Here is a 24,372-nt window from a genome sequence, read left to right as displayed (position 1 = left end):
GTGTCGCCCTGGAAAACCGGCAGTCCAATAATGCGCGAGAGGAAGCCCCCGCACGAGGCGGGGACCGAGGGGCGCCGGTCATTCGGCGTTGGCGGACGGGTGACGGGCGCTCCCGTTCGCATGACGGCGCAGCGGCGGATAGCGGTTGCTGCGCGCGTTGGTGCGTTCGGCCGTCCGGTCGGCCGCTGCCGCATCGTTGCTTGAGGCTCCGATGTCGCGGCTGTTGGCCGGTTCGTCCGCAGAAGGCGTATCGCGGTGATCGCTATCGCCCGTCGACGGTTCATGCCCGTTGACGGTCTCCGAGGAAGTGTCGGCGCCTGCTTCAGCGTCGTCGTCTTCGCGGTCGCCTTCGTCACGGTAGACTTCCTGGCCGTCGACCTTGATCCAGAAGAGTTTGAGCAAGCGCCCCTTGAGGACAGCACCGGTCTCACCCGCGCGGTTGCCGGTACGCTCGAACGTACGGATGTAATGGTCCCCAGCGCGGAAGGAGACGAGGACTTTCACGTCCGGATCGTTGGCGTCGTTCATCACGGCGCGCACAGCTTCCTTCGCCTTCTCGCCCGAGACGATCAGGTCCAGCGGAAGATATACGACGCCATTCTCGACGTTCGGATCGCCGTGAAAGGCGGAGATGGCGCAGGCGAGGAAGGGCTTGGCCTTGCTGCGGCCATTGCCTTTCGCCGTAACATCGCGGACACGGGACAGATACCCGAGGCCGCGCAGATGAAGGTCGAAATACTTGCGGGGTTCGACAGACTGATTCATGACGATTCTCCAGAACGAAAAAGGGGAATCGCCAAGGCCCGTGTCGGGGAATGACAATTCCCCAGACGGGCAAGAACAGAAAGCTTCCGGTCAAAAGACCTGCGGTGGTCCAGACAGTGGGACGAAGCGAACCGCGAAAGGTGTCGCACGAGCGACTGTACTGCGAAGGATGCTGGATAGGCTCCAGCGGTCAACTTCAATCGCGAATCATAGTCGGCGATACCGAAAAATCAAGGTGGGTTGCCTGATCATTTTTGTTCGCTGTTCAAATGAATTTGACGGGATTGAACTTGATCTCCCGATGCGTCACGATGTCTCACAAGCGAAGACTTGGCAGGTCGACGGATGTGCCGGGGGCTGTGATTGCGGAAAGTGGGATTGCAGCAGGCGAACAATGCAATGTCACCTGAGTTCATCAAAATCCAGCATGGAAGCGGGAGAAACGCCGAGCGTGGCGGCCAGCACGCAGATGTTATAGAGGGCAATGTTGCGCTGCCCCCTTTCGATGCCACCAACGTACGACCGGGCTAGCCCACTTTCGAGTGCAAGGCGCTCCTGTGACCAGCCGCGCGCCTTGCGAAGCTCGACCAGGCGTTTCCCAAACAGGGCAAGGGGGTCGTACTGCATCGACATCTCGATCGGAAAGATATCGAAGCGTACGTATTTGACCTGTTTGAGGCCACGCTCTATCATGACACGCACTATGAGTGACAATCCTGCACGTCGGCGGCAATAGTTTTGATATTCAACGTGGGTACGGCTCGCGATGCCGCGGCCGGTGTACCTGCCTGATTGATCCTCTTCTTGTACAGGGAGCGCAGTGAGCCCACCCGTCTCGGATCTCGCACAATTGCTGGCGTCCATGCAGCCAGAGCTGAATGAAGGCGCCTATGTTTTTTCATCCGTGCTGGCAGACCGGGACGTGTCGCAGCTCGCTCCTCTGGCGACGTTTCGTGAGCGCGAGGGGCTGACCATCATCATCGATGAACCGACGGCGCTGCGCGAAGGGTTACCTGTTCTTTTCCGGGCAGCCTGGATCACGCTGAACGTCCATTCCGACCTGGAGGCTGTGGGACTCACGGCTGCAGTGGCTGAAGCGCTGACTAGGGCCTGCATCAGTTGCAACGTCGTTGCTGCCGCATTTCACGATCACATTTTTGTGCCCGTGGAGCGCGCGCGGGATGCGCTTGCTCAGTTGACGGACCTCCAGGCGCGGGCAGGACAGGGCGTGCCGGGCTAGCCGAACACTGGTCGGGAATGCTTCCTGCTTGGGTCGGTCAAGTCCCGCTTCCTCGCTGAATCGCCGCGACAAATTCCTGGCGAAACGCGTCAAAGAGCTGACTGATCCGTTCAGCCGTATCGCCGCCGAAAATCCGTGCGCGGCTTGCCATCATGTGCGTGAGTATCAGGGGCGACGGATCGTCCGGCGCAATGACCGCGAGGATCTGATCGCGCACTTCCGGCGTGACGATACCCGCCATGTCGCGGCCGAGGAGGGCCGCGCCGCCGATATCGGGATCGTGCTCGTGCCGTTCGATCAGGTCGAAGGCGTCGTCGGCATACAGCCTCTCGAGATTTCCTGCCTCGCCGTACCATGCCAGCAGGAAAAGCAGGTCGGTTGCGTCCTTGCGATCGACCGCGTGACGATCTTTCCAGGCGATGATCTTGAGCATTGCCTGCGCCGGAAGGGAAGCGACAGGCACCACGAGATCGGCATCCATGCGTACCGGCACAGCGACCTGCAGCGCCTGTTCGAAGCCGGCGACGTTCATGCGGATAACCTGATCGGGCGGCCAGGCGATTTCGCCGCCATCGTCTGCGATGCCCCCGAACGGTACGATATCGAGCCAGGTTCTGGCGCCAGTCTCAGGGGACTGGTAGTGCAGCCGGTGGGTTGTATTACCTCGCTGCTCGAAGTGGCCGGACGTGAGCAGCGCCGTTCTCAGTGTTTCATGGCCGGCCCAGCTTTCGATGGCGATGCCGATGTCAACGTCTGCAGTGGCCCGTGTCTGTTCGATATCGTGGACGTGCGTTAGCACGATGTCGCGTGCGCTCGCCCCACCGACAAACCACTGGATGCCCTTTTCGGAAGCGGCGGCAGCTAGTTCACGCAAAAGGGCCACGATTTCGGGCGGAAAAGGGCGATGGGGGCGAGGCTCAAGCGGGGAGATATTGTTCACGCACTAACCGGGCCGTTTCGAGATTGCGCGAGTCGCCACTCGCCACGAGATCCGCGTAGACGAGCAGGGGCGGCGCGATGTTCTGCGGAAGTCCAGCCGCAGGCTGGAGCTGGATCGGGGACCTCAGGAATTCAATGTTGCCGTTGCGATCAGGCCGCAGGCGAGCCTTCGCAATCCACTCCCTCGGGACCTCGCTGGCACAGTATACGGTGAATGTGGCTGGTTTCAGGTATTGCGTAAGGATGGCTGCTGCCGGCTCTCCACCAAACTGACACCGGCCGGGGAGCTCGGGAACGTTTCTCCACCAGTCGGGGATGTCGGTGCGGAAGTGGCCGAGCTGAAGTGATCCACGCAACAGTGTCGGGTACAACGTGGTCCATTCATCGATGAGCCGGCCTGCATCGGCGAACTGCATGCCGTGCCCGCCGGGCTGCTCGATGAGGTCGCGCCGGTCCAGCATGCCGTGAATGGCATTCTGGACCGTTCCGTGGCTGACGCCGGCAACCTGGGCGATATCCCGGTAGGTTTTTCCCAGCAGCGAAGGGACGGCGAGCAGGGCGAGCGCGACGCGCAGTGTCGACCTGGTCCAGGTCCGGCTATGTGCCTGCGGGTTGCTATCCGGGCGGGGGCGTCCAGACACGAGAATGACACTATCCCCTAGAAGAAGACTGGCGTTGCCGGCCAGATCAAGCGCATCGACCTGCATGTCGCGGCACGCATTGATCATTTTGGGGGATAGATACGATGTCACAAGCAGGAGCCGGTCACCGTCGCCCGGCGCGGCCTGCGCGCGGACAGCGGCCAAGGTGCCATAGCGGTCGATCGTCCGCTTGACATGCGCGAGGCGTTTGTAGCGGCGGGTGCCGACATGGAACTCCAGTACTGCATCCGCGCCGGACCGTGGCGGCGCCTTGCGCAGGTGGACAGGAACGCCGGTCGCATCGCCGAACGCGGTAGCGGCAGCTTCCAGCAGAGGAGGCAGATCGTGGTCGCCCGGATGCATGGCAAGGTCGTCGTTGTCCAAGTTTATTCATTGTACACGTACCGTGGACGGCCTGACCTTTTGGATACGATCGACCTTGACAAAAAAATATGGCTGTCCACGTAACGTGGACAGCCATAATAATTGGACAAAAGGCTCTTTCTACCGGGACGGCTCGTCGCGAGGATTGACGCTGCCGGCAGGGGCGTCTTTTACCGCCTGGGTTGAAGTAACCGGCGTTTGCTCCGATGGCCGAGCTAGCCGGAAGTGTGAGTGAACGTCGCTGATCGGACCCACAACGGTCGGTCAGTTAGTGCTGAAGCGGACATCCGTTTGGGTTGCCGTTCGCGACTCGCGGGTGGTGCAAAGGGTTACCCTTTCTCGTTAGCGGGTGTCAGTGAACGATGCCACGACCGCTTGCTGGACGGCGACGACTGCTGTGTCGCGCATCCTGACCGTGCGCCATCCAAGTTCAATGGGATACTTCGGTAGTGTGAGCGGACAGCCTAACTGGCGCAGCCCAGTCAGCCTGGATACGGCTGCCGCAGCGTGACTCGGTATTGTTGCCACGGCGTCCGACCCATGGAGCAGATACGGTAAAGCGGCGAAATGTGTTGTCGAAGCGGAAACAAGCCGCTTTCGTCCAACGTTGGCGAGCGCTTCGTCGACGATACCCACTACGCCTCCAGACGAGACGAGGATATGTGGCTGGGCAACGTACTCGTCAAGCGTCAAATGTCCCGCTCGACCAGGAAGCGATTTAGGGTCCATGAGACACGCGTAGTCGCCCTCGCCGAGCGACTGCCGACTCAGACCGCGTGACGAGAGTCCACCCGAAGCGACCGCGAGGTCGATTTCCCGGTTCAGAAGCGCTTCGGCCACGATTTGACTATGGGTTTGTCTGAAGATCAAACGTAGCCCCGGTGCTTTCTTCGCCACCGCATCCATGACACGGCGCCCAACTGCAATTTCAAAGTCATCGGACAGCCCTATTGAGACCGAGCGGCCTCGATGATCGGTTATGTCGATTGTCGTCATTGCCAGTGACTGCCGACATCGGTCAAGTGCCTCAGCGATAACCGGTTTCAATTCGTCCGCACGGCCGGTCGGAGCCAAGCCGCGCCCCGTTCGCGTGAACAGGGGATCCCGATATACTCCGCGCAGCCTTCTCAATGCCGAACTGACAGCCGACTGCGTCAGGTCGAGGCGGATCGCCGCTCGACCCGCTCCGCCTTCTTCGTACAAGGCTTCAAAGACCTTCAACAGGTTGAGATCCATCGCGGCGATATCAATTTGGCTCATATCATTTATGGAGAGCACGTGGTTGCTCGATTTTATCGGTCTGCGATGATCAACGCATCCTTTGCAGACCACGGAATCAACAATGCCTAAATCTATAGTTGCCGCGCTTCAAATCGGTTCATCCCCAGCGGGTAAGGCCGACACGCTCGCCCAGATCCTGCAGTTGGAGCAGCGAATCGTCGACTCTGAAGCGGCCCTGGTTGTCATGCCCGAAGCACTGCTGGGCGGATATCCGAAGGGCGAAATCTTTGGTACGCGACTGGGTTACCGGCTGCCTGAAGGACGCGAGGCGTTTGCCCAGTACTACGCCAACGCTGTCGACGTTCCGGGCCCGGAGACCGACGCACTGGTCGACTTTTCACGGCGAACGAACGCCAGTCTGGTAGTCGGCATTATTGAGCGGGCGGGTAGTTCGCTTTTCTGTACGGCCCTCTTCTTTGTGCCCGAGTCGGGACTTGTAGCAAAGCACCGGAAGCTCATGCCGACAGGCACCGAGCGGCTGATCTGGGGGCAGGGCGATGGTTCGACACTGCCTGTCGTCGAAACGGCGGCGGGTCGAGTCGGATCCGCCATATGCTGGGAGAATCACATGCCCTTGCTGCGTACCGCAATGTATGCCAAGGGTGTTGAGGTCTGGTGCGCCCCGACCGTCGATGAGCGTGAGATATGGCAGTGCTCGATGCGGCATATCGCACATGAGGGGCGCTGCTTCGTCGTCAGCGCCTGTCAGGTCCAGCCGTCGCCGCGAGAACTTGGTGTCGACGTGCCGGGTTGGGACGCTAACCGTCCGCTTATCCGCGGCGGCAGCATGATCCTCGGTCCGCTAGGCGATGTCCTCGCGGGTCCGCTTGTCGGCGAAGCGGGTCTTGTCGTCGCAAGTATCGATACCGATGAGTTGATCAAGGCGCGATACGACTTCGATGTCGTCGGTCACTACTCACGGCCGGATGTCTTTTCGTTGAGCGTCGACCAGCGTGCCAAACACACTGTCGCAATCCAATCGTGAGTCCAACTGGCTTGTGAAGCTGGCCGCGGCCCGGTGATGTTGCGAGCCGGCCGCGAACTTCGGCTGGCAACCCAACCCGGTGGGTCGCTCAACATTGAGGGACGTCTGAGCCCACCTCAATCGAAGAAAGGTCAAAGCAATGAGTGACGATTGCCACTATTTTGACAATCCGTCAAAACGCACGGTCCTGAAGCCATTTAGCCTTAAGGAAAAGAAGGGGCCGTAAATGGGGAAAAGCCACAAGAAGCAGCACTATGTACCTGCGTCCTACCTTAAAGCGTGGTGCGATCCCGATTGCCCCCCAACGCATGACCCGTACGTGTGGGTGTTTAAGCGCGATGGCACGAACGGCCATCGACGCGCGCCTCACAAGCTATTCACCGAGACGGACATGTACACGATCGAAACGGCAGACGGTGGACGAGATCTGCGGATCGAGTCAACGTTCTCGACGATCGAGGACAGATTCACGCGTATGCGAACCAGCAAGTTCAACTACGCGCGAGCGCTGACACCCGAGGAACACGCGTACCTCGGGAGGTTCGTCGCGGCCGCGCAGTTTCGAACAGCCGCGTCGCGAAATCACCATGCCGAGCAGTGGCAGAAAGTCTTGAAGATCGTTGATGACCTCGAGGCGAAGATGGCAAAGGCTACCGCAAAGCAGCGCGAGATGATGACGCAAATGCCAAAGGTTTCGAATGAGGCTTGTCCATCGTTGACGCATGCTCAGAACGGATGAACTAGCCCAACGGCGGGGTACGCCCGAATTTGCTGCGGTGCAGGATTCAGACTTACGTGAACCAAGTTCAAAGTTAAGCGAATCTCGACAGGAGGATCAGCAAAGCTGCAGAAAGCGCGGTGATTGAATGTTTCATCGATTGCAACTCCCGTCAGTGACGTTGGGCGGCAGCATCATGTCCCGCTGTGTGATGAACGTGATGCGTTGACCGGGCTCCAGCTTCAGGGTCGGCTGGATGTTCATGTTGCGCTGGAGAATGGTCTGGGTCGTTTGCGACAGGGACTGTGCTGCCGCTTCCGACAGATCGGTCGACGCGCCTCCGTTGATGTTGATCGTGGTGCCGCTCTGTTGACTCTGGTTGTGGCCGATCCAGGCGGCGACGCCGGCGATCAGGAAGGTCGACCCGAAGATCCTGAAGAAGTGGTTATTGACCTCGGCGGTGACGCCCGCCTCGCCGTCGGGATCGTTGCCGGTCAGTCCATCGAGACGCATGGTCGCGTGCCGGAAGATCATCCGGGTGGCAGCCATGAGCATCAGGTCCTGGCCGATTGCCACGTCGTTGTTCGTCCGCCCAAGAATCCGGGTTCCCTTCGGGATCAGCTTGCAGCTCCCGTCGATGCTGTCATAGATGTCGCGGTCGACCATCGCGCGGAAGGTACCGGGCATGTCGCTTTTCGCGCCCTGCAGGATCACTGTGGGAATCGGTGTGCCGCCCATCACCATGTACGGTGAAGCGATGGGGACCGGAACCAGCGGCTTGGCATCGTCAGTCGCTTCGCCCTGTTGTCTGACCCATTCGGCGTTGCGCCGGTCAGTGGCGCTCGACACGTTGGCGGGCGTGAGACCGGACGCGGTCGTCTCCGATGAACCACCCGGTGACGGACCGCCTGGCGCTGCCTGCAAGCCGGAAAGTTGCGCCAGGCTGCCGGCGATGCGATCGGTAGATAGCCCATTCCCCGTGGACGGGTTGCCGTTGCCTCCACCCGTGTCCTCGTAAGCGACGAGCGACTGGCTCTGCATGGCGTCGATCTGCCGTTGCAGCGCGAGTCGATCGGCGTCGTGATCGGGGGTGCCCGGGCCAGACGTCCGGTAGTTTCGGGGCACCGGGCCCGCATCGTCTCCGGGCACGCCCTTGGGGATGCCGTCGAGCGGTGTGCCGCCGAGCGGGGCGCTGGCTGCCGACGCGGCATCGCCCGCACGTGCCAGCGCCAGGTTCCGCTGGTCTTCGAGGCGCTTGCGGATTGCATCCGGTGAGGCCTTCGGCTGCCGCGCATCCGCCTCGATCTGCTCGCGCTCGCGCCGCTCGGCTGCGGTCTCGTGCGGATGGGACAGCGCGTGCACCAGGACGATCGCGAGCAGTGCGGAGCACAGCGCGATGAGCAGCGTTTTCGCGAGATTCCGGCGGATGCGTGTGAGCCTGGCTGGCTCAGGCGTGAGCGGGGTGCTGCTTTTTTCCCGGGCGGCCATGTTCACGGTTTCCCGTAGATGTTCTTCATGCGGGCCGAATCACAGCCGAACAGTCCGCAGCCTTTGCCTCGACCGTTAAAGACTTGTACTTCCTCTTTGCCGCGTTTGAGCAGCAGGCCGTATGGGGCGATTTGCTGCACCTCGAATAGGTCGTTGCCGAGCGGCACGAAGCTAGCGATCTCAGCATGGCCCTTGTCGTCCATCAGCAGGATCGCGGGCAGTTCGGCGCGGTGGGGAAACTGCAGATACGTGAACCTTCCGTCGTCAAAAACGGTCAATGGCGTGAACGGTGCATCTCCCTCCACGCGATAGTCGAAGTTCGCCTGGTCGAGTGCGATGCGCGGACCGCCTGAGCGCGCATCGACAGTCGACGCCGCCTGCGCGCTTCCGTTCGCCTGTGCGCCCGTGCTTGGCGCAGGAGCGTTGCCCGGGTACTCGATGCCGAAGGGCGAGACCTGTCCCGCTGTCATTTGCTCATCGGTATCGAGGTAGTGCCAGGAGACGCGGTGATAGACCGTCCCATTGTCCGATGAGCGCAGGTCCAGTTCGTAGCGCCGGCGCGACGTGATGATCGTCGCGGCATTGTCGAGCCCGGGCAGGCGCGCCTCGATGAACACGTCGCGCTTGGTGAGCGCCGTATGCTCGAGCCAGCGCTTGCCCGTATCGGACAGGTAGACGCCGGTGACTTCCTCGTCGGGGCCGAACGCCAGGTGCGTTTCCTCGTTGGTGCGCACAAGTACGGGATAGAGGTAGTCCGGGTCATAGTCGTAGACGACGAGTGACGAATCGTCGGGCGCCGGATATGGACCGTTGATGTGCGCACGGGACGCGGGCGTGTGTCGGGCGCGGAGCCGCGGCGTCGGCGTGCGAACGGCATTCTCCGTGGGCTGCGTCGGGGCTGTCGTCACCATATTTGCGGGCAGTGGCGTGGACGGTGCAGGCGATGACGCTGCGCCCTCGGCCCGGGCCGTCGCGGCGCACACCGCAAGCAGCACCGTGACGCACGAAGTCGAAAGAAGAAGCTTCATTGCGTGGCTCCGGGATTGACACCCAGATAGGGTGTAAGGCTGAAGTGGGTGATACGAAGCCCGATCGGATTGTCCTTCTCTTCGCCGGATTTCAGCGTTTCAGGCGCGAGAAGGAAGCTGATCGTCAGCAGCACCTGTTTCGGGCGGGAGGGCTTGCCGTTCACGCTCTCGATCACCGTGAAGATCAGGTAGGCGACCTGTCCATCGGGTGAGAACGAGGTGGAGTTCTCAATGAATTCGCGGGTGAGGCCGGGCGTCTGCACGACGCGCTGCGCGACCGGATCGGTCACGGTAATGTACGTTTCCAGCTCTTGCGTGGCGGCGCCAGACGTCCAGCCGAATGCGGCCGGGATCTGGCGCGTGAGCGTGTCCTGGCTGTCCGCTTCGATCGTGAAGACGCGCGACGCCCATTTCACGAGGAAATAGCGCTTGTTCGCCGCGGTGACCGAGTAGGTTTCGGCGTATCGGTCCGAGACCCATACGGCGCCACTCCTCTCGTCGTGTTCGACAAAATACGGACGCGGGCCGCTATGCACACTTTGCACGATCAGTGCAGCGCATTCACCGGCAGCGATCAGCGCGAACGTGGCGGCCACCTTGATTGCGAGCCGCTTTTCCCAGAGGGGCCGCTGGAAGGCGGCAAACCATGCCGTGACCGCTTCGCCGGTATGCGGTGGCGACGGAAGGTCGGCGACGGGTGTCTGGGTGCCGGAAGAGGCGCGGAAGGGCGGGTGTTTGTGCATGACTCAACCCTTCCGGCAGCAATATGCGCTCGGTGCTACACTGGGATCCAGTTCACCTGCTGCAGGGGTGCAGCCATGGCTAAGCTCAAGATCATCCTGCTGTACTTCATATTGCCGATCCTGCTGTTCGCAGCGTTCGTCCTGTATCAGGTCGGCGCGCAGCATTTCGGCGTGGCAATGATGCTTGTGGGAGCGGCCGCATTCATCGCCTGGTCTTGGATCGGGACCACACCGAAGGAGCGTGCGGAGGCGCAGCGCATCGATCAAGAGGTGCGGTACCAGCAGGATCAGGAATGGGCGTCGTACTACGCGTCGCACCAGCAAGATCACCATCACTGACCTCATTTGAAGATCCCCGGTGTGATCTGGCGACCGATCGCGCCCTTCCCAAAGCCCTTTACTGCTCCTCCGCCACCCCCGGTAACAAGCGCTCTCGCAATCTCGGGCACCTGCCACATCATGAAAGCCCCCACTCCACAGACGAGCGCGAGCGCCAGCATCGCCAGGTAGTTTGTCGCGTAGTACGCGTCGCTATTCGTGCCGTTCTGCGTCGCGCTCTGTTGTATGAGACTCTGGATGCCCGGCAGCACGCCGCTATAGACGATCGCCATCATCAGCCACGCGACCACCTTGAAGAGCCCTGCGGAAATCGTGAAGCGCAGCCAGCCATCGAAGAGGAATTCGCCGGCGGGCAGGACGTACCAGGGGATGAGTACGGGCCCGAGGCAGAAGGCGATGTCGAGCAGAAACGAGCCGAACTGCACGACCACCACGAAGATCATCGTCATCAGCGTGATCGCGATGATCGCGAGTGCCTTCGCGAGAAACGCCAGCAGGACCAGCGGCAGATTCTTGATGAGCGTCCAGACCGAGCTCAGACCTGCCGAATTCGTCCCGGCATCGCTCGCGGTCCCGCATTCCTGATGCGCGGTGTTCGGGATCACAACGCCATCGGGCGTCACGTCCGGCACCTGCTCGCAGACTTGGGCGGCTTCCGTCCGCACGCCCTGCATAATGGTCGAGGCGGCGTTGACCAGAGCTCGCAGCAGGTCACCGGGGTTGCCTTCGCCACCGGACACGCGCGAGGCCATGGTCTGCATGTTGTCGACGAAGTAGCTATGCACCGTGCCGGACCAGGCCGTGAGCATCACAAGGATGACGGCGCATCTGATCAGGTGACGGAAGAGGTTCGCGAAGAAGCCGGGGAAGTCACCTTCGAGCAGCCACAGGAACACGTGCCATGTCGCCATGATCAGGCCAAGCGCGGCGAGCAGGTCGATGCCGTCGGAGACGAACAACGTTTGCAGGCTCGTGCCCTTCGCCTGCATCGCGGCGAAGAGGGCGTTGAGCACAGAGATGACGTCGTTCATGACCTGGTCCAGTCGAATATGGGACGCCCCTACCGCAGACCGCCGGCAAGGCGCAGCAGCCCGAGCAGTAGGGCGAGCGGCAGTGCGATCCAGGCCGCCGCAAAAACCTGCGGATTTTCCGCGTGCACCACCAGCAGCCCGACGAGCAGCGACAGCCGGACGCTGCGGGTAATGCGCTGGTCGAACGTCCAGCCCGGATCGCGCTGATCGAATGGAATAACGCTGCGGAGCCGATATTCACGGATGGCGTGCAGCACCACACGTAGCTCGGCGGGCGTCGTACAGAGATGGCGGACTAGCCAGCGCAACAGCACAGCCGCTCCCCCTACTGGTCCTGCAGCAGGTCGAAGTCGGGTGCGCCCTGTGTCGTCTCTGCTGTTCCTGCTGGTTGATCTGGCCGAGCGCCGCAGCGCGCGCGGTGGCGAGCTTCGCCGCGTTACCCTGGGCCTGCGATTGTGCGATGCGGTCCTGCATCTGCTGCGCGACCTGCCGCTGCATGAGCGCATGCAGGTCGACCATCTCGCCTGCGAGCACGTTCGACTGCTGGTTCAGCATCTGCAGGCCCTGCACGGCGCCCGTGACGTTCGGAATCTGCGACTGGATCTGCTGCAGGTTCTGCGCGCGGTCGGCGAGCGTGTTCAGGTTCTGCATATCCTGCGTCAGTTGCTGCTGGTAGATGCCGCCGCGCGTCGAGGCAAGCGACGTGTAAGCCGACAGCCACAGGGCAGGCGACATGCCCGTCGTATTCATCTCGGTGAGGCTGCGGCCGAACAGGCTGCTCGTGGCGCTCGCCGCCTGCTCGAGCTGTGTGATGGCCGTGGAGAGCGACTGGAAGTTCGTGATCTGCGTGCGGTAGGGGGCGATGGTCTGGTCGATCAGCGACGCCGGAACCTGCTTCAGGTTTTGGACCATCGTGACGTACTGCTGTAGGCGGGTGAGTTGCGCCTGAACGTTCTGCTCCACCATCTGCGCCTGCTGGGCGACCGACGAAACGAGCTCGGCGTGGTTCAACAACTGCGTGATTTCGGTCGCGCCGCCCGTCATCCCGCCGCCGGCGCGGACGCTGCCCGTGTGAAGGACTAGGGCGAGGGCGGCGGCCACGCCGGCTCGACGAAGTACGGGCTCACGCATGATGGGCCTCCGATTCGGCCCATGCCGCCGTGTCCGTGCTGGGCTGTGCCATGGCCTCCTCGATGTACCGTGCCCTCCAGTCCGGATGACCGGAATGCAGGTGCCGGTCGAATATCAGCTGCGCGCTCAACTCCGACCGGAGGATGGCGATTGATGCCGGATCGAGCGGCACCGAAATTCGGCGCGATGCACCGCCCTGTTCGGTAATGAAGTAGTCGCGCTTCGCGATGAGCTGCTGGATCGTGCGGACCTGTCCGTCGGAAAGACCGAAATCGCGTTGATAGGCGGCTTTCGCGGACGGCGTGAAATTCTCGACTGGCACGAATACGCGTACGAGCACGTTGTCGCGGATCTGCGGCCAGATTTTCGAAGTCGAGACCTGCTCGGGTGACTGCGCATCCATCCAGACGCAGCCGAGCTTCTTGCGCATCGTGACGATCCAGTTGCCGATCTGCGCTGCGAACGCGTCGTCGTCAAGCAGGTTCCAGATCTCGGGCAGCATCACGAGCGTCGGGCCGATAACGCCCTTGGCACGCCGTTGTTCCATCGAATCCTGGATGCGGTACGTCACATACGACAGGAACGGCCGCGCGATCACAGGGTTCGCGAGAATCCGGTCAGTCGCCATCGACACCCATCGCGTGTCGTCGAAACTGTCGTTAAAGTTGTCGAAGTAATGCGCGTGTACGGCGGAGCCCACCCACAGGGCCAGTTCGTCGGCAAGCGGCCCCGCAGGTAGCGACGCGTGGACGGTGCGCAGTCGCCACAGGCGTCGGTCGGCGCGGCTGCGCGTCGCGGCAAGCGCCTTCTCGAGTTCGCGGCGGTCGCTCGCCGTCACGCGATAGGTGCCGCGCTGCTGCGCCAGCATCACGATCCATTCGGCGAGGAATTCCATGTGGCGCAGTTCCGCGAGCAGCACGAGCGGGTTCATTTGCGCCTGCTCGTCTGCCGAAGCGCCGGCTGCGCCATGATCGAACTGCAGGTGGCGGCCGCCCTGCAGGATGGTCGGGATGCGCATCGACAGGTCCTTGTCGAATCCGTACAGCCAAGCGTTCGGGTACTTGCGAAAGAGCGTCGCGCACAGCAGCATGAAGATCGTCTTGCCGAATCCGGTGCGGCCACAGACCAGCATGTGCCCGACATCGGCGAGGAAGGCGGTGAACCAGTAGGGCGTGCCGAACTCGGTTGGAAACGCGGCGAGCGCAGGGCAGAGCGTGCCGGTTTCCTTCGTCAGGTGGGCGTTGATCGGGTGCCCTTCGGAGACACCGCGCAGCGGCAGCAGGCGGGCAAGCGCTGCGGTATCGACGAACGACCAGCGCGCGCATTCGCGCCACATGCCGGGGATGCTCGTCGCGAAGGCCGAGAACGCGTGAAGCGTTTCGCGCACGGGCGCGAAATGCGCGGCTCGCAGCGCTTCTTCGACGGCGCGGTGGGTCATGACCACCTGCGCCCACGCGGCTTCGACGGCTGTGTCGTCATCGAACGGCGCCGTCTCGAAAACGGGCGAGAAGGAAAGCGCGGACAGGTTGTAGTACCCGTACATCTCCTCGGCCATTTCGACCTTGCCCACGCGCCGGTTCGCGTCGTCTGCGGCGGCGGAGCGAGACTGGTTCTGTCGCGCGCCGGACGTGTCGCCACCGCGCAGCGTAGCGGCGAGCAGTGAACGCGTGTCGAGCCGGCGGCCCTCATGATAGCGGCGCACGCTGTCGATGAAACGCATCGCGGCGTTGGGCGTGGTGAGACGGAAGCAGTGGCTGACCGTGAGTTCCCCGGGCACCTTCATCAGGCCGTCCAGGCTCGTGGGCAACATCGTGTCTGGCCAGAAGTCGCGGCGGGCAGGAATACCCGCCGCGATAGCGAAGCGCTGGCGTCCATGCGAATAGAAGTGCAGGTAGTCGTGACCTGGCCGGACCTCCGTATCGCACAGCGCGAGGTCGAGTGCAGGGATGTCCGGTATGGGCACGGCCGATACGTGATCGCTCGGCGGGGAGCAGCACGCATGCATGAACGCACCGAGTGCCGGACCACTCAGGCGCCGGCAGGCCAGGCGCGGGTTGCTCGCGACGAAGCCGAACAGGATGTTCTCGAAGGTTTCGACGACGGCGGCCAGTTCTGACGCCGTATAGGCGAACAGGTACTGGTCGGAGAACGTGCCGCGCACGGCCTGCATCAGCGCCTTGGCGATTGACAGCTCGTCATGTGTCATACCGTGCGTGATCTTGCCGGCGAACCGGTCGATGCCGACGTCCGGGGCCAGCGTGAACGTCACAAAATGACGGTTCGTATAATTGGCGCCGCGCTCGAACGTTTCGCGCCGCGCATCGTCGACCCGTTGCGCCACCGGATCTGGCATCGGTACAGTGAGATAGCGCGCGCTGCGACGGCGGTGAATCGTCCACCACATCGTGACGGGCCGACGGGCGATGTCACGCAGCGACGTAATCAGGTTCTCCATCAGTTCGAGGATATGGCCGGTCGACAACGCGTCGGCATCCGGTCCGGAGAACTCATAGCTCGCCATCACCGACGAGTCCTTGTTGACGATGAGCGTGTCGCTAAAGCGAAAGAGCCACGGCACCATCTCGGCGGTGGAACGGCGATCGCCATCGGTGCGCTGCGCGACCTGTGCGAGCGACTCGGCGTCAAACGGCGAGCGGGTCGGTTTCAGCACGGCATGCCTCGGGCGAAGCCTTTCGGGCGGGCATTGATCTTCTGACGCAGCAGCTGACGCGGCTCATAGTAGTCGCCCTGCCGGCTGTATTTCGCATAGCAGCGGATCTGGTCGGGATCGCGCCGCACGGCGAGCCACAATACGGGATGTGTGACCAGCACCGCGAGCAGTACCCAGCCGTTGCGCAGGCCTGCGGCGAACGTGATGACTATGGCACCCTGCGCGATGCACCATTTGCGGTCGATCCCGAGCAGCAGGAACTGTTCGAGCATGGTCTTTCGAACGCGCGCGGCGAGTGGGTCAAGTGGATCCAGCGGATCGACGGCGCCGACGGATGCGTCACGTGCGTCAGGGCGATGCGTATCCATGCCGGACCTCGTCAGATGGTGCCCGTGCAGGCAGCGCCGTGGTTGAACACCTGCGCCCACAGCAGCGGCATGTTCAGGATCGCGAGCGTGCCGAGCACGCCGCGCAGCACATGCGTCTTGATGTTGCTGCGACCATCGTCGAGCAGCCACAGCACGATGGAGCCGACGAGCGCCGAGAGCGACACGACCTCGAGCAGCTCGTTATCGAGCACGTCCTGGTAGACGGTGCACAGCCCGCCGTTCCAGATGCCCGCGTGTGCAATGGTCGGAATTAAAGCGAGCCAGAAGGCCGTGAAGAACAAGTGCAGTGCTCTGTGATGACGGATGACAATGGTTCGCCACGCGTCACGCAGATCCACACAACGGTTGCGAAGCGCGGTGATGAAGAGAAGGGCGGCACGGGGCCACCGGTCCCGTTGACGTGATTCATGCATGGGCCAGCTCCTCGTGGGAGGCGAAGCGGGAAAAGAGGCACCGGGTCTGATAGCGGCCGTCCCCTGCACAGAGCACCTCGCGGATTTCGACCGGGCCGCGCGCCGCGCCCTGGCGTTCTGCATGCACGAAGAACCGGAACGTGGAGGCGATCTTCTGGCGTAGGTCGTCAATCGACAGGAGCCGCCCTTCGTCGCTCATGCGGATGAGCGACTCCAGCCGCGCGGGGGCGGTGTCGGATGAGTCGGCATGGAACGAGACGATCGAGCCGGGGTGCCCGGTGTTGAGTGCTTCCATCAGGTCGAAGGCTTCGGCGCCACGGACCTCGCCGACGATGATGCGGTCAGGGCGTACGCGCAGCGAAAAGCGCACAAGGTCGCGGATGGTGATGCCGAGATTGGTCTCGAACGCGACGTGATTGGGCGCGTGCACCTGCAGTTCGGCCGTGTCCTCGATCGTGATGACGCGGTCTTCCTGCGGCATCGCATCGATCATCGCGTTGAGCATCGTGGTCTTGCCAGATGAGGTGCCACCGGAGAACGCGACGTTGATCCGCTCGCGCATGACCCATTCAAAGAACTCGCGCAGCGCGGCGCCGCCCGATGCAAGACGGCCCAGTAGCACGGCATTCTGGCGGCGCGCGGCGGGCGACTTCGTACCTGGCAGCACGTCGAATGCCCCGCTGCGCTCGTAGTCGGCTAGTCCAATGCGGCGGCGCGTGTGCTTGCGGATCGACATCATGTCGCCATGGACGGCCACAGGATGCCGGGCGGCGGCAATGCGCAGACCCGGCAGTCGGGCATCGAGCACCGGCGTCTGCTCCTTGGCATTAACGTTGGCGAGAATCGTGATGGCGCGATCCAGTGCGTCCGGATCCAGGTCGCAGCCGGGGACGTACGTTACTTTCCCGTTGCGCTCGACGAAGATCGCATCGGCGCGGTTGATCATGATCTCCTGCACGTTCGGATCGGCGAGCATCGGTTGAAGCGGGCCGAGGTAGTCGTTCAGTACCTCGATCGCGTATTCGTACGTGAGCCGGCTCATCGTCCAGCTCCCCATGTCGCGTGCCACGTGATCGGCCGGAACAGCTTTTCGATCAGCCCCGGGCCCTGCACCGCGAGCGGAGTGGCCGGCGCGGACGGCAGGGGCGGGGCCGTGTTGAGTGCGCGATAGACGCGGCGCGCGTAGGCAATGCGCTTCACGTGTGTGCCGGCGTTATAGGCGCCCACGGCATCCCACGTCAGGCCGAGATGGCGGAGGTTCTGCGACAGGACCCACGCGCCGACGTAGGCGTTGGTACAGCGGTCATGGAGGTCCGCACGTGAGATCCCGAAGCGCGAGAGCGTAGCGAGCCACCGGCTGTTGATCTGCATCAGGCCGATGTCGGTCGTGCCGTCTGCGTTCAGGCGGACGACATTCGCGCGCTGTCCGGATTCGATGGTGGCAATCGCGCGCACGAGCCGTGCGCTCACGTGATGAAACCGCGCGGCGTCGTCGATGCAGTCGGCCCGGGCAGTAGCGGCCGAGCCGCAGAGCACAGCACTAGCAAGAACGATCCCTACACGCTTCACCTTGACCTCGTCTGTTCGTGGCCGTGATCCGGTGACCACGACCTGGCCGCGCCAGCCATCAGAGAAAAAGGACCTGCCGGGGCGCGGGGAACACCCCGGCAGGCCAACAGCGCGCGTCGGCCCAGGGGGAAGGTCCGACGGGTTTACTGTAGGCAGCGAAGACGCGCGACTGGGAGGATGCCTGCCCGTATTCGCAGTTGGGCGAGCCGGTTTTTTTGAGGGCCGGAGATCGGCGCGTCTCGCGTGGGGCCAACCGTCCAGCGCAATGCAAAGGCGTCTGCAGAAGGCTGCAAAGGCAAGGGAAACAAAGGACGGCTCAAAGGGAAGGGCCCAATCCAAAGGCCGCGGGTGAAGCTGGGATGAATCGCATCACCCGCTCAAACGCGCAAACGGCGAAGGGCAAAAAAGGTGGACAAAAACGCCACGGCCTTTGCCGCAGAAGGCCGGGAAAGGACAGGCGGCGACGCGTAATCGCGGCGATCTGTCCAGCAGCATGACTGCGCGGTGCGGCACGTTCTCGTGCAGCCATTTGCGGCAGGCGCTGCGGGCCAGTGCGTACGGTTGAACAATGCGACGCGTTGAGTCGCGCGCCTCATGACGAGGTCAGTCCCGTTCTCCCGTTCTGCTGGAAACCCCACATGGCTTTTGCCAATGCCCTTAACTGGTTGAAGTTGCCACGATCGTCGATGGTGCAGGCGACGCCGCCGGTGCCGCCGGCTGCACCGCCCGCGCCGCCTGACAGGCACAGCGTGTCGCCTTCACCAAAGTATCTGCCGGTACTGGGATACCGTGAGCTGATTCAGCGAACGGGTGCGGAGGGGACAGTCCGGCGTATCGCCAGCAGTCTCGGGCTGTCGCCTGGGAGCGAGCAGCGTGACCTCGAACCGTTGCTGCAGCGACTCGCGGAATTCGTGCAACTCCTGCCCGCGTCTGAGTCGCATCATCACGCGCAACCGGGCGGCCTGCTGATCCATCTGCTTGAGGTAGCGCGCTTTGCGCTGCATTTCCGTGAAGGGTACCGGCTGCCGCTCGGGGCGAGTCCCGAAGACCAGATGCAGCATCAGGCGCGGTGCAGCTATGGGGTTTTGGTCAGCGCGCTGCTGCACGACATCGGCAAGCCGCTCGCGGACCTGAAAGTCGAACTGGCCATCGGGCATGACGTCCGTCCCTGGGTGCCGATGGCCGGCAGCATGAACGAGCAGGGTGGCGCGTGGTATTGCGTGGATTTCCCTGCGCCCGCCGAGCGCGATTACGGTGCCCATTCGCGTCTCGCCATCGTGCTGCTGCAGCGCCTCGTGCCACCGGCATCGTTGAGCTGGCTGGCCCAGTATCCGCCCGTGCTGCAGGAACTGGCTGCATACCTGTCCGGAGAGGCCAGTTCGAAAGACAGCGCGCTCGCGAAGATTGTGGGTGACGCGGATCGCCGCTCGGTCGTGGAAAACCTGCTGGCCGGTCCCCGTACGCGGTTCGCCTCGGCGCGCGCGGTGCCGCTGATCGAGCGGCTGATGGAGGGGCTGCGACGGCTTCTGGCCGAGGGCGGCATGTCGCTCAACCGCGCCGGCGCGACCGGCTATTGCGACGGCGAATCGCTCTGGTGCGTGGCGAAAACGCTGGCCGAGGCCGTCCGAGCTTACCTCGCTTCGCATGAGCAGCAACAGAGCGGCGCGGCAGGGATTCCGGCGGACAATAACCGGCTCTTCGACACCTGGCAGGAATACGGTGCGCTTGTGCCTACGCCGGAAGGCGGTGCCATCTGGACGATCGCAGTCGCGATAGGCGCATGGAAGCAAACCTTCACGGTTCTGCGTTTTCCGCTTGATCGGCTCTACGCCGAATCTGCTCACTACCCCCGCGCTCTGCCTGCGGGCTCGGTTCAGACCATCGAAGTGGGCGCCGAGCCGACCCCGGCGGCTGAATGTGTCGACCGAGCTGATGACGGTATATTGGCCGCGCGCGCAGAGCGTGACCGGGAACGGCCGTCCCCAGTCGGGGACCCGGTGACGGCGGCGGTAGATCAAAGCGTCGACGCGCCAGACGCCGCGGCGTCAACCGCGCGCGAAGAACGAGATCGGCGGGATCGGCATAAAGCGGACGATGACTCACCTGCGTCGCAGGAGCGGGCCGCTTCTGATGCCGGTGCTTCGTCCATGAACGACGGCGAGCCGGCGTATCTGCCGGACGCAGAGAGCGCTGCCGTGCTCAGTGACGAAGTGGTCGTGGCGCACGGCATGGGCAACGACGATGCACCCATACCGGATCAAGTGAGTGCGCCGGTTCGCCCGCGCGAAAAGGGGCGGGTTCCGTCGCGATCCATTGCCGCTCGGGCGGGGGCCCGGCAGCTGCGGCCGAATGCGGAACGATTCATGGCCTGGGTGCAGGAGGGCGTGGCTACGGGCGGGTTGCCGTACAACGAATCGATGGCCCGTGTGCATTTTGTGCCGGAAGGCATGCTGCTTGTGACGCCGGCGATCTTCCGGGATTTCGCGCAGGCGCATCCCGACGCGATCGAGCAGACGCCCACCGAAGATGGACGGACCCCGGAGCCGTGGAAGCAAGTCCAGCGCGATTTCCAGAAATCCGGCTATCCGGTGACAGCCGATGCCGGCGGCGCAGGCCGGTCCTATCTGCTCCACTACACCATCAAAGGCGCCGGCGGCCGGCAGCTATCTGTGATGTTCGTTCCGGAGCCGGGGCGGTTCTTCAATCCCGTGCCACCGCCGAACGCGATGATCCAGTCGAAGCAGAAGGCGGTCGCAACGGAAGAGGCGGATTTGCCTCAGTCGTCTGGGGTGTGATCGGGGGCATCGGGACAACGGCGATGGCGTATCCGGTCGAGAACTTCTTTCGCAGGCCCGTCGAACTGCTGTCCTCCGTGGCTGCGCTCGCAGCGACCGGCATCCTCTGGTCCCACGCGGCGCTCTTCCTTATCACGCCCGCCACGGGTGGAGTCTCGACCCTTGCGCTCCTGTCACTGGCCTGCGTTCGCGGGCGACAGGCATGGCGGTTGATCCATTTCCAGCGCAACCTCCGACGCTTGCCGCAGTATGTGATCCCTGCAGCCGACATTCCGTGCACCGCGAAGGAAGTGTTTCTCGGGCGCGGCTTCCGCTGGAGCGTCATTCACACGCAGCGGCTCTATCAGGCCCGTTTTCCCGAAAACCGCCGGCTGCTTGCCCGCAATGACTTGTACGACCGGGCGCGGGATCATGAGCGTCGGTATCCCGATAGCCCGATCGCGGGTGTGACGCGTTGCGGAGCATGGTGGAATCCGGTCGCGCCATTGCCTCAAGTCGGTGGTGATCCGGCACTGCATGGCGTCGAACCGGATGAGAGGGAGATCTGGTTCGACATCGGCGAGCGTGTGGGGCACATGGCGGTGCTTGGCACGACGCGCGTGGGCAAGACCCGGCTGTGCGAGGTCCTGGTTGCCCAGGACATCCGCCGCGGCGATATCGTGATCGTGTTCGATCCGAAAGGCGACGTCGACCTGCTGCTGCGCATGTACGCCGAGGCGAAACGTTGCGGGCGGGAGAGCGAGTTCACGTTTTTCCATCTGGGCTACCCGGACAAATCCGCGCGCTATAGTCCGATTGGCACGTATTCGCGGATCACGGAGGTGGCGACCCGTATCGCCGGCAACCTGCCGAAGGAGGGCCAGTCGGCCGCATTCCGGGATTTCGTCTGGCGCTTCGTGAACGTGATGGCGCGCGCGATGAGTGCGCTCGGCATCCGTCCGACCTACGAGATGATCTACCGGAACGCAGTGAACATCGACGCTCTCGCGTTACGGTACTTCCGCTTCTGGCTCGATCGCGATCACCCAGGATGGGAGGATGGGCTGGAACCGCTGGACAAGGAGGAGGCGAAGCAAGCGATGCGCCTGCAGCGCAACCAGGAAGTGCTGCAGGTGGCGAACCTGATCCGGCAGCAGGGCTGGACCGATCCGATCGCCAATGGCCTGCTGTCGGTCATCAGCAACGAGCGCTCGTATTTCGACAAGCTCGTGTCGTCGCTGTATCCGCTCCTGGAAAAGCTCACCACAGGGCGGACATCGGAACTGCTGTCGCCCGACTATAACGATCCCCATGATTCGCGTCCCGTGTTCGACTGGAATCGCGTGATGGACCGCGGTGGCATTGTCTATGTCGGACTCGACGCGCTATCGGATTTCGAGGTGGCGGGTGTGGTCGGCAACGCAATGTTCGCCGATCTGACGTCGAGCGCAGGCCGAATCTACAAGTATGGGCACAGCTACGGACAAAGCAACGTGGGCGGCAGGCGCCGCGTGTCGATCCATGCGGACGAGTTCAACGAACTGGTCGGCGACGAATTCGTGCCGATGGTCAACAAGGCGGGGGGCGCGGGTTACCAGGTCACCGCCTACACGCAGACGAGCGCCGACCTTGAGGCAAAGATTGGCTCACGCGCTAAGGCCGAGCAGATCTTCGGGAATTTCAACACGCTCGTGATGCTGCGCGTGAAGTACGTGACGACCGCGAAGATCCTGACCGACCAGCTTCCGATGATCGATGTGAAATCGCTCACGCTCGCCTCATCGGCGACGGACGCAGTACGGCGCGGCGAGGGCGTGCATTTCACGGCCCAGACACACGACCAGATTTCGGTGCGACAGGTACCGATGCTGCAGGCGTCCGACCTGACGCAGTTGCCCAAGGGCCAGGCGTTTGCGCTCATTGAGGGCGGCCAACTCGTGAAGGTCCGGCTGCCGCTGCTCGACGCGCACGACCCAATCATGCTGCCTGGGCTGGACGATGTGGTGGCGGACATGCGGTCCCGCTATGCGTCCTACGTTCAGGCCGTGTCGCCATTTGATGACGCCGGCGGCGTGTCACCCGACGCCATTGGTGGCGCGGTGGGCAGCTTCATGCCGGTAGAGATGGGTGCCAACGATGCGGTTTCGGTGTCCGGACCGTGGGCTATTGAAGGCAAGGGCGCCGGGTTCTGACGACACAGGAGCGATCATGGCCGCCAAGACGCGCGATGGCAATGCGGACGGAGTGAAGTCATTTTTCTGGGTCGTCGATCTGGCGATCCACGCGGCACTCTGGCTGCTACTCGCGAGTATTTTGGCGGTGCTGGCCGACCTCGCAGCGGCCCACTCGTTGTGGCGCGATGATCCGGTGGGCGGGATGCAGGAGCTCCTTCGCTATTACCTGAATGAGACCACCGATCCAGGACTGGCTGCGCGGGCGGCGGACTCCGCGTACTGGTGCTGGTTCGGCTGGACTGGCATTGATGCGTCAGCGCGGGCATCGGAGGCAGGCGTCCTGACATCACAAGGTCTGGGTTCATTCCTGCGGCCGGCATTTTCCGGCGCGACGCGCGAGGCGCTCGTTGTGGCGATGTACGGCATTAAGCTCTTCGGGGTTCGCATCGCAATGCTCATGATGACGGTCCCGCAGTTCGTGCTCGCGATTGCGGTTGCCCTCGCCGACGGTCTGGTTGCGCGACACGTGAGACGCTCACAGGGCGGACATGAGTCGGCGACGCGTTACCACCACGCGAAGCACTTGTTGACGTTCGGCGTCGTCCCGTTGACTGCAATCGTCTGGCTTGTGGCGCCGGTACGTCTACCTATCTTCCTTCTGTTCTGGCCGGTCTCGATGATGATCGTGGTCGGAATATGGAACATGGCCAAGTACTTCAAGAAATACACGTAGATCACAATTTGCCGCCCTATACTTCGGCCACTCAGAAAGGAGGGCAGGCAGGTCATGCCGCGACGAGTGGTGGTTCGGTGCTCGCCCGTGCACGGGCGGGGAGTATTCTCGCTACGGGCGCTGGAAGCAGGTGAGCGGATCTTCGAATATAAGGGGGAGCGGATCGCGTGGCGAATGGCGATCAGACAGTACAGGAAGAGTGGCGCTGTCGGCCATACCTATCTCTTCGGCCTGTCTGACGGGCGGGTGATCGACGGCGGGCGAAGAGGAAACAGCGCGCGCTGGCTGAATCACTCGTGCAATGCCAACTGCGAGGCAATCGAGATCGACGGCCGCGTGTTCATCCACGCGTCGAGCACGATTGCGCCCGGCGAAGAGCTTTTTCTCGACTACAGGCTCGAACTCGACGAGCCGCCAGACGAAGGGGCGAGACTGTGTTATGCCTGCCGCTGCGGTTCAGCAGCTTGCCGGGGAACAATGCTGGCAGTTGAATCATGGTGATGCCACCGACGGGCAAGTCAGCGGCGCTGCGACAGCGCAGGCGTCGATCGCTCTCGGGCCGAAGTTCGGTTAGCAAGCCAAGCTTCCAGTTCCGACTCGCGCCAACCCGTTGCACGTTCGCCGATGCGAATCGGCCGCGGGAACTCCCCGCGGCTGATCATTGCATAGATGGTGGCTCGGCACAGGCCGATCTTTTTCACGACATCCCTCATGCGCATTACCTGGTCCATTTTGTACGTCTCCGGGTTGCACTTGTCATGTGCGATTATCCACGGAGCTTGGCTGCCTGCAATGGACTAGCAAGGTGGCAACGGGATGTAACAGTTGGCATGGAGAGATCACGGCAGGCTTTCAGACTTAGCGCGACACGCTGGCGTTACATTTGGTAACTCTTTGGTGGAGTGCGGCATGCATTTTCGCAAAAGCGCAGCGAGT

General features: G+C 62.8%; 25 protein-coding genes. 8 read left to right on the top strand and 17 right to left on the bottom strand.

Translation table 11 applies throughout. The features are described 5' to 3' along the window. Positions 1 to 78 precede the first annotated feature (78 nt). On the bottom strand, positions 79 to 765 hold the full coding sequence (locus OKW37_RS15785) for a DUF3577 domain-containing protein (RefSeq protein WP_429405450.1): 687 nt from the start codon (positions 763 to 765) through the stop codon (positions 79 to 81). A gap of 402 nt (positions 766 to 1,167) precedes the next feature. Then, a complete protein-coding gene (locus OKW37_RS15780) occupies positions 1,168 to 1,392 on the bottom strand; it encodes a helix-turn-helix domain-containing protein (protein ID WP_429408389.1) in 225 nt (74 codons plus the stop codon). A 193-nt stretch (positions 1,393 to 1,585) separates the two neighbouring features. Between OKW37_RS15780 and OKW37_RS15775 the strand changes: the two genes are divergently transcribed. Next, complete coding sequence (locus OKW37_RS15775) at positions 1,586 to 2,005, top strand: ACT domain-containing protein (protein ID WP_429405452.1); 420 nt, start codon at positions 1,586 to 1,588, stop codon at positions 2,003 to 2,005. A gap of 37 nt (positions 2,006 to 2,042) precedes the next feature. Here the strand turns inward: OKW37_RS15775 and OKW37_RS15770 are convergent, their stop codons facing one another. The 3 genes from OKW37_RS15770 to OKW37_RS15760 all read right to left on the bottom strand — a co-directional run bounded on the left by OKW37_RS15770 (position 2,043) and on the right by OKW37_RS15760 (position 5,229). Continuing rightward, positions 2,043 to 2,945 carry a nucleotidyl transferase AbiEii/AbiGii toxin family protein gene (locus OKW37_RS15770; protein WP_429405454.1) on the bottom strand — a complete coding sequence of 301 codons (903 nt, stop codon included), beginning with the start codon at positions 2,943 to 2,945 and terminating at the stop codon, positions 2,043 to 2,045. After that, positions 2,923 to 3,948 carry a type IV toxin-antitoxin system AbiEi family antitoxin gene (locus OKW37_RS15765; protein ID WP_429408391.1) on the bottom strand — a complete coding sequence of 342 codons (1,026 nt, stop codon included), beginning with the start codon at positions 3,946 to 3,948 and terminating at the stop codon, positions 2,923 to 2,925. The genes OKW37_RS15770 and OKW37_RS15765 overlap by 23 nt, the downstream gene beginning before the upstream one ends. A 363-nt stretch (positions 3,949 to 4,311) precedes the next feature. Next, positions 4,312 to 5,229: a LysR substrate-binding domain-containing protein gene (locus tag OKW37_RS15760; protein ID WP_429405456.1), complete on the bottom strand. Its 918-nt coding sequence runs from the start codon at positions 5,227 to 5,229 to the stop codon at positions 4,312 to 4,314. A gap of 82 nt (positions 5,230 to 5,311) precedes the next feature. On the opposite strand from OKW37_RS15760, the gene OKW37_RS15755 reads away from it, so the two are divergent. Continuing rightward, positions 5,312 to 6,235 carry a carbon-nitrogen hydrolase family protein gene (locus OKW37_RS15755; RefSeq protein ID WP_429405458.1) on the top strand — a complete coding sequence of 308 codons (924 nt, stop codon included), beginning with the start codon at positions 5,312 to 5,314 and terminating at the stop codon, positions 6,233 to 6,235. 226 nt (positions 6,236 to 6,461) lie between these two features. Continuing rightward, the gene (locus OKW37_RS15750; protein WP_429405460.1) at positions 6,462 to 6,974 is read left to right on the top strand and encodes a DUF4238 domain-containing protein; all 513 of its coding nucleotides are present in this window, start codon (positions 6,462 to 6,464) and stop codon (positions 6,972 to 6,974) included. Positions 6,975 to 7,106: 132 nt separating this feature from the next. Here the strand turns inward: OKW37_RS15750 and OKW37_RS15745 are convergent, their stop codons facing one another. Genes OKW37_RS15745 through OKW37_RS15735 form a run of 3 tightly spaced genes read right to left on the bottom strand, consistent with a single transcriptional unit; the run spans position 7,107 to position 10,212 of the window. Then, positions 7,107 to 8,441 carry a TrbI/VirB10 family protein gene (locus OKW37_RS15745; protein ID WP_429405464.1) on the bottom strand — a complete coding sequence of 445 codons (1,335 nt, stop codon included), beginning with the start codon at positions 8,439 to 8,441 and terminating at the stop codon, positions 7,107 to 7,109. Positions 8,442 to 8,443: 2 nt separating this feature from the next. Then, positions 8,444 to 9,469, bottom strand: coding sequence for a TrbG/VirB9 family P-type conjugative transfer protein (locus OKW37_RS15740; protein ID WP_429408393.1), 1,026 nt, complete (start codon positions 9,467 to 9,469; stop codon positions 8,444 to 8,446). Beyond that, on the bottom strand, positions 9,466 to 10,212 hold the full coding sequence (locus OKW37_RS15735) for a VirB8/TrbF family protein (protein ID WP_429509869.1): 747 nt from the start codon (positions 10,210 to 10,212) through the stop codon (positions 9,466 to 9,468). Before OKW37_RS15735 ends, OKW37_RS15740 begins: the two co-directional genes overlap by 4 nt. A gap of 75 nt (positions 10,213 to 10,287) precedes the next feature. Here OKW37_RS15735 and OKW37_RS15730 point away from each other — a divergent pair, with 75 nt between their 5' ends. Further along, positions 10,288 to 10,551: a hypothetical protein gene (locus tag OKW37_RS15730; RefSeq protein WP_429405466.1), complete on the top strand. Its 264-nt coding sequence runs from the start codon at positions 10,288 to 10,290 to the stop codon at positions 10,549 to 10,551. A gap of 2 nt (positions 10,552 to 10,553) precedes the next feature. On the opposite strand, the gene OKW37_RS15725 is transcribed toward OKW37_RS15730, so the two are convergent. The 8 genes from OKW37_RS15725 to OKW37_RS15690 all read right to left on the bottom strand — a co-directional run bounded on the left by OKW37_RS15725 (position 10,554) and on the right by OKW37_RS15690 (position 17,755). Then, positions 10,554 to 11,582 (bottom strand): type IV secretion system protein, encoded by a 1,029-nt coding sequence (locus OKW37_RS15725; RefSeq protein WP_429405468.1) that lies wholly within the window; start codon positions 11,580 to 11,582, stop codon positions 10,554 to 10,556. A gap of 29 nt (positions 11,583 to 11,611) precedes the next feature. Next, entirely contained in the window at positions 11,612 to 11,839 is a 228-nt protein-coding gene (locus OKW37_RS15720) for a hypothetical protein (protein ID WP_429509868.1), read from the bottom strand. Beyond that, on the bottom strand, positions 11,820 to 12,683 hold the full coding sequence (locus OKW37_RS15715) for a conjugal transfer protein TrbJ (protein WP_429509867.1): 864 nt from the start codon (positions 12,681 to 12,683) through the stop codon (positions 11,820 to 11,822). The genes OKW37_RS15720 and OKW37_RS15715 overlap by 20 nt, the downstream gene beginning before the upstream one ends. Before the next feature lie 22 nt (positions 12,684 to 12,705). Continuing rightward, on the bottom strand, positions 12,706 to 15,384 hold the full coding sequence (locus tag OKW37_RS15710) for a VirB4 family type IV secretion system protein (protein ID WP_429405474.1): 2,679 nt from the start codon (positions 15,382 to 15,384) through the stop codon (positions 12,706 to 12,708). Beyond that, entirely contained in the window at positions 15,378 to 15,656 is a 279-nt protein-coding gene (locus OKW37_RS15705; protein WP_026226266.1) for a VirB3 family type IV secretion system protein, read from the bottom strand. Before OKW37_RS15705 ends, OKW37_RS15710 begins: the two co-directional genes overlap by 7 nt. A gap of 107 nt (positions 15,657 to 15,763) precedes the next feature. After that, entirely contained in the window at positions 15,764 to 16,186 is a 423-nt protein-coding gene (locus tag OKW37_RS15700; RefSeq protein ID WP_429405476.1) for a hypothetical protein, read from the bottom strand. Continuing rightward, the gene (locus OKW37_RS15695) at positions 16,179 to 17,228 is read right to left on the bottom strand and encodes a CpaF family protein (RefSeq protein WP_429405478.1); all 1,050 of its coding nucleotides are present in this window, start codon (positions 17,226 to 17,228) and stop codon (positions 16,179 to 16,181) included. Before OKW37_RS15695 ends, OKW37_RS15700 begins: the two co-directional genes overlap by 8 nt. Then, positions 17,225 to 17,755, bottom strand: a complete 531-nt coding sequence (locus OKW37_RS15690; RefSeq protein ID WP_429405480.1) for a lytic transglycosylase domain-containing protein — start codon at positions 17,753 to 17,755, stop codon at positions 17,225 to 17,227. The genes OKW37_RS15695 and OKW37_RS15690 overlap by 4 nt, the downstream gene beginning before the upstream one ends. 638 nt (positions 17,756 to 18,393) lie before the next feature. On the opposite strand from OKW37_RS15690, the gene mobH reads away from it, so the two are divergent. From mobH to OKW37_RS15670, 4 genes are read left to right on the top strand one after another with little or no spacing between them, the layout of a single operon-like run. Next, positions 18,394 to 20,550 (top strand): MobH family relaxase, encoded by a 2,157-nt coding sequence (gene mobH, locus OKW37_RS15685; RefSeq protein WP_429405482.1) that lies wholly within the window; start codon positions 18,394 to 18,396, stop codon positions 20,548 to 20,550. 23 nt (positions 20,551 to 20,573) lie between these two features. Further along, positions 20,574 to 22,721: a type IV conjugative transfer system coupling protein TraD gene (traD, locus tag OKW37_RS15680; protein ID WP_429408395.1), complete on the top strand. Its 2,148-nt coding sequence runs from the start codon at positions 20,574 to 20,576 to the stop codon at positions 22,719 to 22,721. 16 nt (positions 22,722 to 22,737) lie between these two features. Further along, complete coding sequence (locus OKW37_RS15675) at positions 22,738 to 23,436, top strand: DUF4400 domain-containing protein (protein WP_429405484.1); 699 nt, start codon at positions 22,738 to 22,740, stop codon at positions 23,434 to 23,436. A gap of 54 nt (positions 23,437 to 23,490) precedes the next feature. After that, a complete protein-coding gene (locus OKW37_RS15670) occupies positions 23,491 to 23,937 on the top strand; it encodes an SET domain-containing protein (protein WP_429405486.1) in 447 nt (148 codons plus the stop codon). A 17-nt stretch (positions 23,938 to 23,954) separates the two neighbouring features. Here the strand turns inward: OKW37_RS15670 and OKW37_RS15665 are convergent, their stop codons facing one another. Then, positions 23,955 to 24,167 carry a helix-turn-helix transcriptional regulator gene (locus OKW37_RS15665; RefSeq protein WP_429405488.1) on the bottom strand — a complete coding sequence of 71 codons (213 nt, stop codon included), beginning with the start codon at positions 24,165 to 24,167 and terminating at the stop codon, positions 23,955 to 23,957. Between the last annotated feature and the right edge of the window lie 205 nt (positions 24,168 to 24,372).

Source organism: Paraburkholderia sp. MM5482-R2, assembly GCF_050436125.1.
GTDB classification, from domain to species: domain Bacteria; phylum Pseudomonadota; class Gammaproteobacteria; order Burkholderiales; family Burkholderiaceae; genus Paraburkholderia; species Paraburkholderia tuberum.
This window is presented reverse-complemented; position numbering and strand designations above follow the sequence as displayed.

Excerpts from the sequence above, each read along its gene's own strand:
- OKW37_RS15785 (WP_429405450.1), bottom strand. The coding sequence starts at position 765 with ATGAATCAGTCTGTCGAACCCCGCAAGTATTTCGACCTTCATCTGCGC.
- OKW37_RS15780 (WP_429408389.1), bottom strand. The coding sequence starts at position 1,392 with ATGCAGTACGACCCCCTTGCCCTGTTTGGGAAACGCCTGGTCGAGCTT.
- OKW37_RS15765 (WP_429408391.1), bottom strand. The coding sequence starts at position 3,948 with ATGCATCCGGGCGACCACGATCTGCCTCCTCTGCTGGAAGCTGCCGCT.
- OKW37_RS15760 (WP_429405456.1), bottom strand. The coding sequence starts at position 5,229 with ATGAGCCAAATTGATATCGCCGCGATGGATCTCAACCTGTTGAAGGTC.
- OKW37_RS15755 (WP_429405458.1), top strand. The coding sequence starts at position 5,312 with ATGCCTAAATCTATAGTTGCCGCGCTTCAAATCGGTTCATCCCCAGCG.
- OKW37_RS15750 (WP_429405460.1), top strand. The coding sequence starts at position 6,462 with ATGGGGAAAAGCCACAAGAAGCAGCACTATGTACCTGCGTCCTACCTT.
- OKW37_RS15745 (WP_429405464.1), bottom strand. The coding sequence starts at position 8,441 with ATGGCCGCCCGGGAAAAAAGCAGCACCCCGCTCACGCCTGAGCCAGCC.
- OKW37_RS15740 (WP_429408393.1), bottom strand. The coding sequence starts at position 9,469 with ATGAAGCTTCTTCTTTCGACTTCGTGCGTCACGGTGCTGCTTGCGGTG.
- OKW37_RS15735 (WP_429509869.1), bottom strand. The coding sequence starts at position 10,212 with ATGCACAAACACCCGCCCTTCCGCGCCTCTTCCGGCACCCAGACACCC.
- OKW37_RS15730 (WP_429405466.1), top strand. The coding sequence starts at position 10,288 with ATGGCTAAGCTCAAGATCATCCTGCTGTACTTCATATTGCCGATCCTG.
- OKW37_RS15725 (WP_429405468.1), bottom strand. The coding sequence starts at position 11,582 with ATGAACGACGTCATCTCTGTGCTCAACGCCCTCTTCGCCGCGATGCAG.
- OKW37_RS15705 (WP_026226266.1), bottom strand. The coding sequence starts at position 15,656 with ATGCTCGAACAGTTCCTGCTGCTCGGGATCGACCGCAAATGGTGCATC.
- OKW37_RS15700 (WP_429405476.1), bottom strand. The coding sequence starts at position 16,186 with ATGCATGAATCACGTCAACGGGACCGGTGGCCCCGTGCCGCCCTTCTC.
- OKW37_RS15695 (WP_429405478.1), bottom strand. The coding sequence starts at position 17,228 with ATGAGCCGGCTCACGTACGAATACGCGATCGAGGTACTGAACGACTAC.
- mobH (WP_429405482.1), top strand. The coding sequence starts at position 18,394 with ATGGCTTTTGCCAATGCCCTTAACTGGTTGAAGTTGCCACGATCGTCG.
- traD (WP_429408395.1), top strand. The coding sequence starts at position 20,574 with ATGGCGTATCCGGTCGAGAACTTCTTTCGCAGGCCCGTCGAACTGCTG.
- OKW37_RS15675 (WP_429405484.1), top strand. The coding sequence starts at position 22,738 with ATGGCCGCCAAGACGCGCGATGGCAATGCGGACGGAGTGAAGTCATTT.
- OKW37_RS15670 (WP_429405486.1), top strand. The coding sequence starts at position 23,491 with ATGCCGCGACGAGTGGTGGTTCGGTGCTCGCCCGTGCACGGGCGGGGA.
- OKW37_RS15665 (WP_429405488.1), bottom strand. The coding sequence starts at position 24,167 with ATGGACCAGGTAATGCGCATGAGGGATGTCGTGAAAAAGATCGGCCTG.